The organism is Saccharothrix longispora, from assembly GCF_031455225.1.
GTDB lineage: Bacteria > Actinomycetota > Actinomycetes > Mycobacteriales > Pseudonocardiaceae > Actinosynnema > Actinosynnema longispora.
In genome coordinates, this window is sequence record NZ_JAVDSG010000001.1 from 3,033,787 (window position 1) to 3,048,976 (window position 15,190).

Below are 15,190 nucleotides of genomic sequence, written 5' to 3' on the forward strand. Positions count from 1 at the left end.
CCGGCGGGCGGGGACCCGCCGGAGGTCAGCTCGCGACGCAGGTCGGCGTGATGCCGGTGCCGGTGCCGGTTCCCTGGAAGCCGAACTCCACCGAACGACCGGCGGGGACGGAGCCGTTGTAGTCGACGTTGGTCCAGTCGACCGTGCCGCTGCTGCCGCTGCGCCTGGCGCCCCAGGCGTTGGTCACCGTCGTGCCGGTGGGCAGGGGCGTGGTGACCGTCCAGCCGCGCAGCGCCGAGGCCCCGGCGACCACCTTCACCGTCGCCACGAACCCACCGGTCCACGAGTTCAGCGACACCGAGGCGGTGCAACCACCCGGAGCGGGCGTGGTGGTCGTGGTGGTCGTCGTGGTCGTGGTCGTCGTCGTGGTGGTCGTGGTCGTCGAGGTGGGGCCGCCGGTCCCGTCCAGGCCGAAGAAGGCGATGGCGCGCGCGGCCATCCCCGCGGACGGCAGGCTGTGCCCGGCGCCCTGGACGCTGTACGCCTCGACCCGGGTGGTGCCGGAGGCGTCGTTGTAGCGGCGGCGGTTCCAGTTGGTCTGCGGGGTGTCGGTGGACGTCGGCGTCTGGCTCAGGCCGAACACGTCGGTCCACTGCTCGATCGCTTCCTGGAGCAGCGAGTACGGCACGAGGGTGTCGTTCGTGCCGTGCCAGAGCTGGACGCGCGGGCGCGTGCCGGTGTAGCCGGGGTACGCCTGCCGCACCGCGTCGCCCCACTGCTGCGGGGTGCGGTTCGCGCCCCCGCCGCCCGTGCACCTGCTGCTGCCGGGCGGGTAGTCGGCGGCGTTCGCGAAGCAGTTGAAGGGAACGCCCATGAAGGCCGCGCCGGCCTTGAACACGTCCGGGTACAGGGCGAGCATGTGGTTGGTCATCATGCCGCCGGAGGACGAGCCGGTGGCGTAGACGCGGTTCGGGTCGCCGCCGTAGCGCTGCTGGACGTAGTTCACCATCGACACGATCGAGACCGGGTCGCTGCCGCCGCCGCGGCGCTTGGCCGCGTCGGACCAGGTGTCGAAGCACTTGCCGAACCCGGCCTGCTGCTCGGCGCTGGGGTAGACGACGACGAACCCGTGCCGGTCGGCCAGCGAGGCGAACTCGCTGCCCGAGTAGAAGCCGGGACCCGAACCACCGCAGCCGTGCATGGCGACCACGATCCCGGGGTTGGCCGGGCGGGAGTCCGGCACGTAGACGTGCATGCGCATCCCGCCCGGGTTGTCGCCGAAGCCCGTGACCTCGGTCAACGTCGCCGCGGAGGCGGGTGGGGGCGCCGTGGTCGCGAGACCGGCCACGGCCAGTGACGCGGCTGCGGCGAGCACGAGACTTCGGGTGATCTTCATGCGGTTGACTCCTTTGTCGCGCGCGGTCGGACGACCGGTGGAGAGGGGGTGTGCGCGTGCCGGCGGTGCGACGGGTGGGCATCCGCTCGCGATCCCGACGGGGACCGCCGCCGACAGCAGTACTCGATCTCGTCCTGCCTGGTCAGGCCCACACCTGTCGTATGACACTTAGCTTGCTCGCCGGCCATAAAACTGTCAATCGACTGTCTCGGTTGACCGCGCCGGGCGCCGCGCGCAGGGCCGAATACAGTCGGTGGCGACCGCCCGCCCGAGCCCGCCGGAGCCGCCGTGACTAGCCCTTACGACATCGAGGAGATCTTCCCGGACGACGCCGCGGGGCCGGTCCGGCTCCCCCGGCGGCAGTCCGGCAACTCCCCGCAGGGCCTGGCGGTGACGCTGCTGGCGGACTACACGCTGCGCACCCGGGCCTGGCTGCCGTCGGCGGCCATCGTGGCACTGCTCGCCGAGGCCGGGGTGACCAGCGCCGGCGCCCGGACGGCCATCAGCCGACTCTCCCGCCGCGGCGTGCTGGAGGGCAGCAAGCGGGGCCGCAACAGCTCCTACCGGTTGAGCCGGTCCGCCGCCGCCGTCCTGTCCGCGGGCGGCCGGGCGATCGCCTCCTCCGACGCCGGGGCGGGGACGTGGGACGAGCACTGGACGCTGATCGCGTTCTCGCTCCCCCAGGACGAGGTCGCCCGGCGGCGGGAACTCCGCAGCCGCCTGCGCTGGCTCGGGTACGCCCCGCTGTACGACGGCCTCTGGATCTCGCCGCACGACCTCACCGAGCAGGCGAAGAAGCACCTCGTCGAACTCACCTTCGGCGCGGTCACGGTCTTCCGCGCCAGGCACGTCGACCTCGACGCGGTGATCCACCGCAACCCGCTCGACGCCTGGGACACGGCGGCCGTCGCCGAGCAGTACGAGGTGTTCATCGGGCGCTGGAGCCCGCTGCTCGACCGCGTGCGCGGCACCGGGGTCACCGGCGCCGACGCGGTCCGCGCCCGCACCGAGGTCATGGACACCTACCGCCGCCTGCCCTACCTCGATCCCCGGCTGCCCGCGAGGCTCCTCCCCGCCGACTGGCTCCGCGAACCCGCCCGCGACCTGTTCGCCGCCGTCTACGACGGTCTCGCCGCCCCGGCCGAGGACTACGTGCGCGCCGTCGCGGGCCGCTTCACCACCGAGCCGCTCGACGACATCCGGGCGCACACCATCGCCGACCTCGTCACCGGCCTCCAGGAGAGCCACTCGCCGAGCCGGACCGGCGGGGCGCCCTAGTTCGCCGGTGGTCGCACGCTGTCGCGCGGCACGAGCATCGGCTCGCGACTGCGCGGGACGTCCCCCGCCGCACCTCCGCCGGCCTGGGCCAGCAGCAGGGCCAGGGCATCGCGGGCCACGGCGTCGAAGTCGGGGCGGACGGTGGTCAGCGGCGGGATGAAGTGGGCGGCCTCGGGCACGTCGTCGAAGCCCACCACGCTCACGTCGCGCGGCACCCGCCTGCCCCGCTCGTGCATCGCGCGGAGGATGCCCAGCGCCAGGTGGTCGTTCGCCGCGAACACGGCCGTCACGTCGGGCATCAGCGCCAGTTCCCGGCCCGCCCGGTACCCGGACGCGGCGCTCCACCCCGCGGGCACGACCGGCGGCACCTCGCGCCCCGCGCCCTCCAGGACCGACCGCCAGCCGAGGACGCGGCCCGCGCTGTCGAACCAGTCCGGCGGGCCGGAGACGTGCCACACGGTCCGGTGCCCGGCGTCGAGCAGGTGACGGGTCGCCGCGGCGGCCCCGGCCACCTGGTCGACGGTGACCGTCGGCGTCGAGCGCCCCGGGTCGCCGTCCACCATCACCAGCGGCGTCCCGGACCGGACGGTGTCGACCGCGTCGTGCACCGGTGCCGTGGGCGCGATGACGACGATGCCCGCCACCTGCCGGCCGCGGTGCCACTCCAGCGCCCTGGACACGGACACCCGGTCCCGGACGTCCGCCCGCAGGGCCGTGACCACGAACCCCGCCTCGGCCGCCGCCTGCTCGAAGGCCGCGAGCAGCGAGGCCGGCCCGTACAGGGTGGAGTCGTGCGCCACCACCCCGATGAACCGCGAACGGCCCGTCACCAGGGCGCGGGCCACCTCGCTGGGCCGGTAACCCAACTCCTCGATCGCCGCCCGGACCCGCAACCGCGTCTGCTGCCGGACGTGCGGGTGCCCGTTGAGCACCCGTGACACCGTCTGGTGCGACACCCGGGCCAGCCGGGCGACGTCACCCATCGCGGGCACCCCGCTGATCCTGTTCCCCACTGCCGTCCCCTCTGCTCGAACGCGCGGTCGCCCCGGTCGGAGGACAGGCGGTGGACGGACCCGGGGTGGTGCGGGAGGGCCCGTGGCACCGGGCCCTCCCGCAGCCGGTTCAGCCGACCCGGCAGGAGATGGTGGGCCAGTTCCAGTTGCCGCCGTGCTGGATGGTGAAGCCGAACGTGTTGCCGTTGCCGTTGGGGCGCGCGGTCATGACGTTGGCCGATTCCCACGTGGCGGTGGTGTTCCAGGTGGCGATGATCCGCTGCGGGGAGCTGACGGTGACCGTGACGACCCAGTTGTTGGTCCCCGAAACGGTGACCTGACCGTTGAAGCGGTCATTCCACTTCTGGCCCTCGGAGTACGTCGCGGTGCAGCCGCCACCCGGGTTCTGCGAGGTGGTGGTGGTAGTGGTGGGACCGGTCGGGTCGGTGGTCGTCGGGCCCGTCGGGTCGGCCGCGTTGAGGGCGTTGAGGACCGAGGTGTAGGCGGCCTTCTTGTTGCCGCTGCCGTCGAAGAGCAGCGGGGTGCCGCTCGCGCGCCAGGAGTCGGTGTCGCGGATGCCCCACACCGTGATGCCCGTGCAGCGGGCCACGGCCAGGCACGCCTGCACGACACCCTGGTACTGCTGGGCCTGGGTCGAGCCGGAGCCCTCGATGTCCAGCTCGGTGATCTGCACGTCCACGCCCAGCGCGGCGAAGTTCTGCAGGGTGGTGTGGTAGTTCGACGGCACCGGGTTGCCGCTGTTGAAGTGCGCCTGGAACCCCACGCAGTCGATCGGCACCCCGCGCGACTTGAAGTCCTGCACCATCCGGTACACGCCCTGCGTCTTGGCGTGCGACCAGTTGTCGGTGTTGTAGTCGTTGTAGCACAGCTTCGCGTTCGGGTCCGCCGCCCGCGCCGCCCGGAACGCCGCCTCGATCCAGTCGTTGCCGGTGCGCTGCAGGTTCGAGTCACGACGCCCACCGGAACTACCGTCGGCGAACGCCTCGTTCACCACGTCCCAGGCGTAGATCTTGCCCCGGTAGTACGTCGCCACCTGCGTGACGTGGTTGAGCATCGCCTGCCGCAACGCCGAACCCGACATGTTCTGCATCCAGCCCGGCTGCTGCGAGTGCCACGCCAACGCGTGACCCCGCACCCGCTTGCCCTGGTTGCGCGCCTGGTTCACGATCCGGTCCGCGTTGCCGTAGCTGAACTGCCCCTGGCTCGGCTCGGTCGCGTCCATCTTCATCTCGTTCTCGGCCGTGACCATGTCGAACTCCCGGTTCAGGATGTTCACGTAGGTCGAGTCCGAGAGCTTGTTCGCCGCCACGGCCGTGCCGAAGTACCGGCCGCTCTGCTGCGCCGCCGCGGCGAGCGTCGAGGCGGCGCCGCTGGCTGGTGTCGCGACCAGGACCGCGGCACCCGCGGCTGCGGCCACCAGGGTGGACACGAGAGCGACTCGTGAGACCGACTTCGCTGTCAGCTTCATGTTTCAGCGCTTTCTGAGGAGCACCCGCGCAGGAGCGGGTGACGGGACGGGATCGGGTCGGAGCGGCTGGCGGCCCGCTCGGCACGAGGTGGTCGAGGACTCTCGTGACCACCCGTCGTTCGGTCTGAAACCTTTACGAGTATTAACCGAAACTGATCGGTCGATCAACCCCCAGTTTCACATGCCTGAACGTTTTTTGGGCACAACTGTCCCCATCGCTTGCGCTGTGAGGCGACTTGACCAGCACCTTGACCGATCAGGACGATGCAGAAGTATCGAAATTGTTCGAAAACAACTGCGCAACTTCCGATCCGCTGACATCATTCAGCACCTCCCGCCGGATCAGGGGACACGGCTCACGGGCCTTCCGCGGCGTCGTGCGGGCCGTGGTCGAACCAGTCGAACCACGCGGTGCCCCCCGTCGCGTACATGCCGATCACCCGGCCCGTGAAACCCGTGGCGACCTCCGTGGACAGGTACCGCCCATCGATCTCGGCGAGCGGCTCCCCGTTGACGTGGAAGCCGACGTAGTCCGGCGCGGCGACGTGGAGACCCCTCGGCTCCGCGTCGTCCGGTGGGAGTTCCCGGACGTGCCGGGTGGTGATCTCCAGGATGACCGGCCCCGGCGGCACGGGCCGGCCGGCCGTGGTCTGGCGCACGGGCCCGATGCGGGCGACGACGTCGACCCTGCCGTCGGAGACCTCCAGGTCGTAGTGGTGGGCCTCGTCCACGCGCACCGACAGGCCCGCGCGACCGGTTCCCGGGTCCAGCAGGACGGTGGTGCGGCTCTCGGGGTGCGACTGGCGCCGGCCGACGAAGGTGCAACCCGGCCGGTCCAGCGTGGGACCGGTGGCGCGCAGGGTCAGCCACCCCGGCCGTTCGGTCAGCGACCACGACCCGTCCGGGCGCGACCGCGGTGAGATCCAGCGCGGGTCGAGCTCGGGCGCGTCGAAGTCGTCGCGCCTCGGGGCGGGCTCCACGGGGCGCGGGCTGCCCGGCGCCCGCTCCCGCAGCTCCACCGGACCGACGCGCGGCCAACCGTCCTCCCAGCGCACCGGGGTGAGGAAGGTTTCCCGGCCCAGGACGTGGAACCCGGGGCTGTACCCGCGCGGCCTGGTGGCGAGCAGGACCATCCACCACTGGCCGTCCGGGGTGCCGACCAGGTCGGCGTGACCGGTGCTCTGGATCGGGCGGTTGGTGCTGCGGTGGCTCAGGACCGGGTTGGTCGGCGCGGACTCCCACGGTCCGCGCGGTGAGGGCGCCCGCGCCACGGCCACGGTGTGGCCGCGTTCCGTGCCGCCCTCGGCGATCAGCAGGTACCACCACTCCCCGATCCGGTACAGGTGCGGGGCCTCCGGCCACTGCAACCCGGTCCCCTCCCAGGCGGGCAGCGGCCCTTCCAGCACCTTCCCGGCCTCGGGATCGATGCGGGCGACCTGCACGCCGAAGAAGTCGGCCCCGTGGGCGCCGGCGAAGGCGGACCAGCAGTTGCCGTCCTCGTCCCACGCCAGGTCGGGGTCGATGCCGGGCAGGTCGATCCACACCGGGTCGGACCAGGGCCCCTCGGGCCGCTCGGCGGTGACGGTGAAGTTGCCGCCGTGCGAGGTGTTCGTGGTGATCACCCAGAACCGGCCGTCGTGGTGCCGGATCGTGGGGGCGTAGATGCCGTCCGAGGCCATCGCGTCGGCCGGCAGCGGGAGCTGCGACGGGCGGTCCAGGACGTTGCCGATCTGCCGCCAGTGCACCAGGTCGCGGCTGTGGAAGACCGGCACGCCCGGGAAGTACTCGAAGCTGGAGCAGACCAGGTAGTAGTCCTCCCCGACCCGGCACGCGCTGGGGTCGGGGTGGAACCCGGGGATGACGGGGTTGTCGTAGTGCGGTGGTTCGGGTTTCGGTGACGTCATGGTTTTCCTTGTCGTGCGGGCGTTCAGCCCTTGAAGGCGCCTTCGAGGATTCCGGCGACCATGCGGCGGCCGACGATGACGAACAGGACCACGAGGGGGATGGTGGCCAGGAACGAGCCGGACATGGCGAGCCCGAGGTCGACGTCGTAGCTGTTCTGGAGGGCCTTGATGGCGATCTGGGCGGTGTAGCGCTCGGGTGACTTGAGCACGATGAACGGCCAGAGGAAGTCGTTCCACGCGGTCACGAAGCCGAACAGGCCGAGCACGAACGCGGCCGGGCGCACGATCGGGAAGGCGATGCGCCAGAACACCTGCCACGTGTTCGCGCCGTCGATCGTGGCGGCCTGCACCAGCTCGTCGCTGATGGTGGCGGTGATGTGCTGGCGCATCCAGAAGATGCCGAACGCGCTGGCCAGTCCCGGCACGATCAGGGCCTGGAGGGTGTCGACCCACCCGAGCTGGGACATGATCATGTACTGCGGGATGACCGAGAGCTGGGTGGGCACGGTCATCGTGAGCACGACGAGCAGGAACAGGGTGTTGCGGCCGGGGAAGCTCAACTTGGCGAAGGCGAACCCGGCCAGCGCGCACAGCACCGCCTGGCCGACGCCGATCGCGGTGGCCACGGCGAGGCTGTTCAGCAGCGCCTGGAGGAACGGCACCGTCTCCAGGACCAGGCCCACGAGGTGGAGGAAGTTGCCGCCGGGCACGACCTCCGGCGGCATCCTCGTCGCGGTGGCCGTGTCGGTGGTGGCGACGATGAACATCCAGTACAGCGGGAACAGGCAGGCGACGGTGGCCGCGGCCAGCAGGAGGTAGGTCCACCACCGGACCCGGCCGGGTCGCCGGCGGCGCGGCGTGGTGGTCGTCATCGGTCCGCCTTGATCCGCGTGGACAGCAGGTAGTTGACCGCGGCGATCACCACGACCATGGCGAACAGGGCGACTCCGATCGCGGAGCCGTAGCCGAACTCGAACTGCCCGAAGCCCTGCTCGTAGAGGAACAGCGTGAGCGTCTGGCACTGCCGCACCGCCCCGCAGGTCAACGGCGCGCCCGAGGCGATCAGCAGGGGTTCGGTGAAGATCTGGAGGCCGCCGATGGTGGAGGTGACCACCGTGAAGATGATCACCGGGCGCAGCGAGGGCACGGTGATGTGGCGGAACCGCTGCCACGGCCCGGCGCCGTCGATGGCCGCGGCCTCGAACACCGCGCGGGGAACCGATTGCAGTGAGGCGAGGTAGAGCAGGGTGGTGTAGCCGAACCACCGCCAGACCACCATCGTCGCGATGAGCAGGTGACTGCCCCAGGTGGACTGGACGAAGTCGACCGGCTCGACACCGACCAGCCCGAGCAGCCAGTTGAGCAGCCCGTAGTCGCGGTCGAACAGCTGCGCGAACACGATCGCGGTGGCCGCCACCGAGGTCACGTACGGGATGAGCATCGACATCCGGAAGAACAGGGCGAACCGCAACCGGGCGTGGTTGAGCACGTGAGCCAGCACGAGGGCCAGCAGCAGTTGCGGCACGGTGGACAGGAACCAGATGCTCACCGTGTTGCCCGCGGCGTTCCAGAACCGGGGGTCGGCGAACATGCGGGTGAAGTTGTCCGCGCCGATGAACACCTGGTCCCCGATGGGGTTCCAGTCGAACAGCGCCACGTAGAAGGTGAAGGCGAACGGGAACAGCCCGAACACCGCGAAGAGCACGAAGAACGGCGCGATGTAGGCGTAGGCCGACAGGCGCTCGCCCAGTCGCCGCCCCTTCGGGGAGGCGGGCGGCGGCAGTGCCGCCGAAGGCGCGGGGGTGAGCGTGGCGGTCACGGCGGTCACTCGCCGATGGCGGTCTTGATGTTGCGCACCGCGTCGTCCCACGCCGTGTCCGGGTTGCCGCCGCTCTGCTCGACGTTGGTGATGGCGTTGAGGAACTCCTGCCCGATCGCCGCGCTGTCGGGGCCGATGTAGAACGGCTTGAGCCCGAGCAGCGAGTCGGTGTAGATCTTGCCGGTCGGGGCGTCGGTGAAGAACGGGTCCTTCGCGTCGACGAGCCCGGCGTCCTGGTAGACCGAGGGGGTGGAGGGCAGCGCGCCGACGCGGGTGAAGTGCTCCAGCTGCCCCTGGGGCGACTGCATCTCCTTGATGTAGTTCCAGGCGGCCTGGGGGTTCTTCGCGCGCTTGGGGATGGCCAGGTAGCTGCCGCCCCAGTTGCCGGACCCACCGGGGATCGTCGCGATGTCCCACTTGCCCTTGGTGTCGGGCGCGGTGCTGCGGATGCTGTTGAGCATCCACGAGGGCGCGGACACGGCCGCGTACTGCCCCTGCGCCATGCCGGCGCTCCACGCGCTCTCGAACGAGGACTGCCCGGCGGTGATCCCGGCGGTGGCCGCCTTGATGCCGAGGTCGAACGCCGCCTTGACCTGGGGGTTGTCCGCGTAGACCAGCTTGCGGTCCTCGCTGTAGTACTTCTCCGACACCTGGTTGACCGCCTGGTAGAACACGCTGGTCGCCGCGTTGTCGGTGAACGCCTTGCCGGTGGCCTGCTTGTAGCGCTTCCCGGTCTCGATGAACGCGTCCCAGGTCGGCCACAGGGCGCTCACGGACTCCCGGTCGGTGGGCAGCCCGGCCGCGGCGAACAGGTCGGTCCGGTAGGCCACGGCCATGCCGCCCACGTCGGTGGGGACGCCCAGCACCTCGCCACCCTTGGCGACGCTCTGCTTCCACACCCAGTCCAGGTAGTCGCCCTTGATGTCGTCGGCGCCCAGCGTCCGCAGGTCCACGAAGTTCTGCGGCTGCTCCACGAACTGCGGCAGGTTGTCGCCCTGGATCAGCACCAGGTCCGGCACCTTCCCGCCGGCCAGCGCGGTCGTCAGCGACTGGGCGGTCTCGGTCGAGGTCCCCACCTCGGTCAGCTTGATCTGGATGTCCGGGTGCTTCGCCTGGTACGCGTCCACGGTCAGCTTCTGGTTGATGGCGGAGAAGGACCAGAAGTCGAACGTCTTGTCATCCCCTCCCCCGCCGCCGCCACCCCCACCGGGCGTGCAGGCGGTGGCCAGGGCGAAGGCCGCGGCGAGTAGCAACAGGGGCGGGCGGAAGGTCACGGCGGTTCTCCAAGCTGTGCGGGCGCGCAACACGCCACCTCATCGACTGGTCGAAACTTTCGTAACAAACTCCGATTGTTAGCGTTCACGACCGTAAGCCGCAACATACCGACCGTCAAGGACGAGATGCCGCAAAGGCGGAGGACCTGCACCGCCGGACATGTTGACGACGTGGGGACCGGCCGGCCGCATTTGCGAAACAGCAGGTCCCGAAGACCATCGGACACCCCGTCGCCGAGGACGGGAGGACTGTGATTCCCCTGTGCTAAAGGAAGATGGGCAAAATTTAGCAAGGTGCACACCGCTCACCCGCGCGAAATATTTTCGTTACGTCTTGACCCGCTGTGCGCGATCGTTCACAGTCGAATGGACGCGACAAACGCCCTCGACGGCGGTGCCGCCATCCCATCACGACATCTGCGCAAAAGAGTCGACAGACTTTATATTGTTAGCGCTAACACCACTGATGTCCCGCCGTGGCATCGCGTGTACCGCCCGCCTCCGGCACGTCCCCCTCGACGAAGAGGAGCACACCCATGTCCGGGTCAGGCCACCACCCGCCCGCCACCGCGCGAGTCCGCGTGCGCCGACGCCCGGCCGGGGTCGAGGTCACCGCGCTCCGGTTCCCCCACCGGGGGTTCGACCCCGACGCGAGCGGCGAGCGCGGCCGACTGCCGTACCGCACGGGTCTGCCGACGCAGGGCAACCCGGCCTGTCGCCCCAGTCCGGTGCCCGCGCGTCCACGCGCGGGCACGGGACTGTTCCGGAACCGGTCCACTCCGAAGGAGACGTGATCACCGTGCACAGAATCGATTCACCAACCCGGCGGACCGCGGCGGTCGGCCTCGCCGTGGCGCTGACCGCGACGGCGGCGGCGCTGGCCGGGGTCGGCTCCGCGTCGGCCGCGGTCGGCTGCCGGGTCGACTACGCGATCGCCTCGGAGTGGCCCGGCGGGTTCGGCGCGAACGCGGTCGTGACCAACCTGGGCGACCCGGTGAGCGGGTGGCGGCTGTCGTGGACGTTCTCCGGCGACGAGCGCATCACCCAGTCGTGGAACGGGTCGCACACCCAGTCCGGTACCCAGGTGACGGCGACCAACGCGGCGTGGAACGGCAACGTCGCCACCGGCGGGACGGTCTCGTTCGGCTTCAACGCCACCTCCGGCGCCCGTCCGACACCCCCTGCGGGGTTCACGCTCAACGGCGTGGCGTGCACCGGCTCCGCCACGCCGACCAGCACCAGCACGACCACCACCACGACGACGACCACCACGACGTCGCCGCCGAGCCGCCCCGCCGTGGAGAACAACTTCCCGGTCACCCGCGAGGGCGCCTACGGCGACAACCGCTACACGGTCTTCCGCCCCTCGAACCCGCAGGCCGTCGGCCGCACGATGCCGGTGCTGGCGTTCGGCAACGGCGCGTGCGCGCACACGGACAACAGGGAGGTCACCCAGGCGCTGACGTTCATCGCGTCGAAGGGGTTCGTCGTGGTCGACACCGGCTCGGTCAACGGCTCCCCCAACGGCGTGCCCAGCGGTTCGCCGATCCCGTCGCTGCTGACCGACGCGATCGGCTGGGCCGAGCGCGAGCAGGTCCGCACCGGCTCGCCGCTGGCGCAGCGGCTCGACCTGACCAGGGTCGCCACGGCCGGCCACTCGTGCGGCGGCCTGGAGGCCCTCATCGCCGCCCAGGACCCCCGCGTCTCCGCCGTGGTCTCGCTGGACAGCGGTCTGTTCGCCGACGGGGCCTTCGGTTACTCGCGGTCCGAGCTGCGCAAGCTGCACTCGCCGGCCCTGTTCATGGACGGCGGTCCCTCCGACATCGCCTATGAGAACACCCAGGCCAACTACGACCTGGTCACCGTGCCCGCCGTGCTGGCGAGGCACCCGCAGGCCGGGCACGTCGGGTTCATCACCGGCAGCCAGATGACCGACGGCATGACGACGGTCGTCCAGTTCCTCGACATGGTCCTCAACGGCAACCAGACCGCCCGGACCTACGTCCTCAGCCCGTCGGGGCTGGCCGCCAAGTACCCGTGGACGGTGGCCAGGAAGAACTTCTGACCAGCTCCCACCGCCTCCGGGCCCGGGCGCACCGCCCCCGGGCCCGGAGGCGCGTCAGACGCGCTGGAGCTGGAAGCGCTGGTTGGCGGAACCGGTGACGGTCCACTGCGAGATGCGCGCGCCGTCCGCCGTCGAGGCCGACCAGACGTCCAGCGCGAGCCCGCTGAGGCGGTTGACCAGGCTGATCACGCCACCGCCCTGGTCCACCACCCGCCACTGCTGGGCCGTGCTGTTCACGTCGGGTTGTTGCGTCACGTCGGCCCCCGTCCCGGTGCCGGACACCTGGAGCACCAGACCGCTGTGCCGGGCCCGCACGCGGTGGTGGCCGCCGCCGGAGTCGAGGAAGTCGAACCGCTGGTTGAGGCCGCCGGTCGCGGTCCACTGGTTCAGCAGCGCCCCGGCCGCGGTGGACACCCCGCTGATGTCGGCGAGCTTCCCGCTGTGCTGTGCGACGAGCCGGTAGTCGACGCCGACCTCGACCACCGCACCGCTGCCGCCCTGCCCGGTCGCCCGGTAGGCGCGGCCGGCCTGGGCGGTGAACTCGACCACGTCGGACTCGGGCCGGCCCGGCTGCACGGCGGTGCCCGTGGTGGTGTCGACCAGGGTGAACGTGCCGGTGAACATCCGGCTGCGGACCCGGACGACGCCGGTGCGGTCGGGGGTGACGGTCAGCTCGGTGTGCCGGCCGTCGGCCCACGTCGCGCCGACGGTGTGGCCGCCGCGCCCGCGCAGGCCGCTCACGCTGCCGCTCGGCCAGGCCGGCGGCAGCGCGGGCAGGACGTGCAGCTCGCCGTTGTGGCTGTGCAGCAGCATCTCGGCGATGCCGGAGGTCGCGCCGAAGTTGCCGTCGATCTGGAACGGCGGGTGCAGGTCGAACATGTTGGGCGCGAGCCGTTCGGTGGTCACCAGGGAGCGGAGGAGGTCGTGGGCCCGGCCCCCGTCCTCCAACCGCGCCCAAAAGTTGATCTTCCAGGCGAGGGACCAGCCGGTGCCCGCGTCCCCGCGCAGCTGGAGCGTGCGGCGGGCGGCGGCGAACAGGTCGGGCGTGCCCCGCCTGGTGATCTGGTTGCCCGGGTGCAGGCCGTACAGGTGGGAGACGTGCCGGTGCTGGGGTTCGGTCTCGACCCAGTCGTGCAGCCACTCCTGGATGTTGCCGCGCGAACCGACCTTCATCGGGGCCAACCGCTGCCGCGCCGACCGGACCTGCCCCCGGAAGTCGGCGTCCACGCCCAGCACCTCGGACGCCGCGGCGCACCCGTCGAACAGGTCGCGCAGGATCTGCATGTCCATCGCGGGCCCCGCGCACACGCTGGCGTTGGCGTGGTGGGGCAGTTCGGGCGAGTTGGACGGGTTGGTCACCAGCGTGCCGAGGGTCGGTTCGGTGACCAGCGTGTCCAGGAAGAACTGCGCGGACCCCTTGAGCGCCGGGTAGTACCGCCGCAGGAACTCCGCGTCGCCGGTGAACCGGTAGTGGTCCCAGATCAGCGTGGCCAGCCACGCGCCGCCGGTCTGCCACATGCCCCACAGCGCACCGTCCACCACCGACGAGCCGCGCCAGGCGTCCGTGTTGTGGTGCGTGACCCAGCCGCGCGCGCCGTACTGGGCCTGCGCGGTCCGCGAGCCGGTCACCACCAGGTCCTCGATCATCCGGAACACCGGCTGGTGGCACTCGGCGAGGTTGGTGGTGTTCGCCGGCCAGTAGTTCATCGGCAGGTTGGCGTTGATCGTGTACTTGGACTCCCACGACGGGGTCATCAGCTCGTTCCAGATGCCCTGGAGGTTCGCCGGCTGGGTGCCCGGTCGGGAGGACGCGATCAGCAGGTAGCGGCCGTACTGGAACAGCAGGGTGGACAGCTGCGGGTCGGTGGTGCCGCTGTGCCGGGCGATGCGCACGTCGGTCGTCTGGTCGGCGGCCGGGGTGCGGCCGAGGTCGAGGGTTACCCGCCCGAACAGCGCCCGGTGGTCGGCGACGTGCCGGCTGCGCAACGCGTCGAACGACAGTCCCTGGGCCGCGTTCAGGCGCGTGCGCGCCAGTCCCCGGTGGTCGCCGTCGACGGTGCGGAAGTCGACGTAGCTGGTGCCGATGGAGATCAGCAGCGTGACCGCGTCGGCGTTGGACACCCGGACCGAGCCGCCGGAGGAGCTGGTGGTGCCGCCCTCGGCCAGCACGCGGGCCAGCGCGAGGAACCGGACGGAGCCCGGGATGCCGCGCATGTCCCCGGACACGCCGTCCAGCGCGATCGTCGTGCCGTCCGGGCTGGACGACGAGGCGCGCTGCGGCGTGCCGAACGACGCCGTGAACGACACCGAGCCCGGTGTCCCGGCCGTCAGCCGCACGACGACGACCTGGTCCGGCGCGCTGGCGAACACCTCGCGCCGGTGCCGCACGCCGTTCGCGGTGTAGGTGACGGCGGTGGTGGCGGTGGTCAGGTCGAGCCACCGCTGGTAGCCGCTCAGGCCGTTCGCCGCCGGCAGGGCCAGGCGCAGGTCGCCGACGGGCTGGTAGGCCAGTTGCGCGGCGGGGTTGCCCAGCATCGCCTGGTTGATCAGGTCCTGGGCCCGCGTCCACTGGTCGGCGAACACCAGCCGCCGGATCTCGGGCAGCGCCGCCGCGCCGCGGGTGTTGGTGTAGTCGTGCGGGCCGCCCGCCCACACCGTGTCCTCGTTGAGCTGCAACCGCTCGGTGTCGGTGTTGCCGAACACCATCGCGCCGATCCTGCCGTTGCCGACCGGCAACGCACGCAGCCAGTCCGAGCCCGCGGACTCGTCGTACCACAGGGCGAGGTCGCCGACCTCGGGCGGCGCGGCGGCACCGGCGTGCGCGGTGGCTGTCCACGACGGGGCGGTCAGCGCGGCTCCGACGCCCGCCGCCCCGTACCTGATCATCTGCCTTCGCGTGAGGTCGGACATCCCGTCTCCTTCAGCCGATGGGGTCGTGGAGCGGATCGCGGTCGGACGGGGCGCGGGCTGGGGTACGGGTGGCGCGCCGCGGGACGGGGAGCGGTCCCGGTCCCGCGGCGCACCCCCGCGCCG

At 71.3% G+C, this 15,190-nt stretch carries 10 protein-coding genes; 2 read left to right on the forward strand and 8 right to left on the reverse strand.

Going from position 1 to position 15,190, the window contains the following annotated elements; translation table 11 throughout:
- Positions 1–25 precede the first annotated feature (25 nt).
- The gene (locus J2S66_RS12340; RefSeq protein ID WP_310307099.1) at positions 26–1,336 is read right to left on the reverse strand and encodes an extracellular catalytic domain type 1 short-chain-length polyhydroxyalkanoate depolymerase; all 1,311 of its coding nucleotides are present in this window, start codon (positions 1,334–1,336) and stop codon (positions 26–28) included.
- Positions 1,337–1,624: 288 nt separating this feature from the next.
- Here J2S66_RS12340 and J2S66_RS12345 point away from each other — a divergent pair, with 288 nt between their 5' ends.
- A complete protein-coding gene (locus J2S66_RS12345) occupies positions 1,625–2,614 on the forward strand; it encodes a PaaX family transcriptional regulator (RefSeq protein WP_310307100.1) in 990 nt (329 codons plus the stop codon).
- On the opposite strand, the gene J2S66_RS12350 is transcribed toward J2S66_RS12345, so the two are convergent.
- The 6 genes from J2S66_RS12350 to J2S66_RS12375 all read right to left on the reverse strand — a co-directional run bounded on the left by J2S66_RS12350 (position 2,611) and on the right by J2S66_RS12375 (position 10,092).
- The gene (locus J2S66_RS12350) at positions 2,611–3,597 is read right to left on the reverse strand and encodes a LacI family DNA-binding transcriptional regulator (protein WP_310307101.1); all 987 of its coding nucleotides are present in this window, start codon (positions 3,595–3,597) and stop codon (positions 2,611–2,613) included. The two genes, J2S66_RS12345 and J2S66_RS12350, sit on opposite strands and share 4 nt — an antisense overlap.
- 139 nt (positions 3,598–3,736) lie before the next feature.
- Positions 3,737–5,095, reverse strand: a complete 1,359-nt coding sequence (locus J2S66_RS12355) for a glycoside hydrolase family 10 protein (RefSeq protein WP_310307102.1) — start codon at positions 5,093–5,095, stop codon at positions 3,737–3,739.
- 356 nt (positions 5,096–5,451) lie between these two features.
- Positions 5,452–6,999, reverse strand: coding sequence for a glycoside hydrolase family 43 protein (locus J2S66_RS12360; RefSeq protein ID WP_310307103.1), 1,548 nt, complete (start codon positions 6,997–6,999; stop codon positions 5,452–5,454).
- A 23-nt stretch (positions 7,000–7,022) separates the two neighbouring features.
- Entirely contained in the window at positions 7,023–7,871 is an 849-nt protein-coding gene (locus J2S66_RS12365; protein WP_310307104.1) for a carbohydrate ABC transporter permease, read from the reverse strand.
- Positions 7,868–8,827 carry a carbohydrate ABC transporter permease gene (locus J2S66_RS12370; protein WP_310307105.1) on the reverse strand — a complete coding sequence of 320 codons (960 nt, stop codon included), beginning with the start codon at positions 8,825–8,827 and terminating at the stop codon, positions 7,868–7,870. The genes J2S66_RS12365 and J2S66_RS12370 overlap by 4 nt, the downstream gene beginning before the upstream one ends.
- Positions 8,824–10,092, reverse strand: a complete 1,269-nt coding sequence (locus J2S66_RS12375; protein WP_310307106.1) for an ABC transporter substrate-binding protein — start codon at positions 10,090–10,092, stop codon at positions 8,824–8,826. Before J2S66_RS12375 ends, J2S66_RS12370 begins: the two co-directional genes overlap by 4 nt.
- A 799-nt stretch (positions 10,093–10,891) precedes the next feature.
- On the opposite strand from J2S66_RS12375, the gene J2S66_RS12380 reads away from it, so the two are divergent.
- A complete protein-coding gene (locus J2S66_RS12380; RefSeq protein ID WP_310307107.1) occupies positions 10,892–12,157 on the forward strand; it encodes a cellulose binding domain-containing protein in 1,266 nt (421 codons plus the stop codon).
- A 54-nt stretch (positions 12,158–12,211) separates the two neighbouring features.
- On the opposite strand, the gene J2S66_RS12385 is transcribed toward J2S66_RS12380, so the two are convergent.
- A complete protein-coding gene (locus J2S66_RS12385; RefSeq protein WP_310307108.1) occupies positions 12,212–15,067 on the reverse strand; it encodes a glycosyl hydrolase family 95 catalytic domain-containing protein in 2,856 nt (951 codons plus the stop codon).
- Positions 15,068–15,190 lie beyond the last annotated feature (123 nt).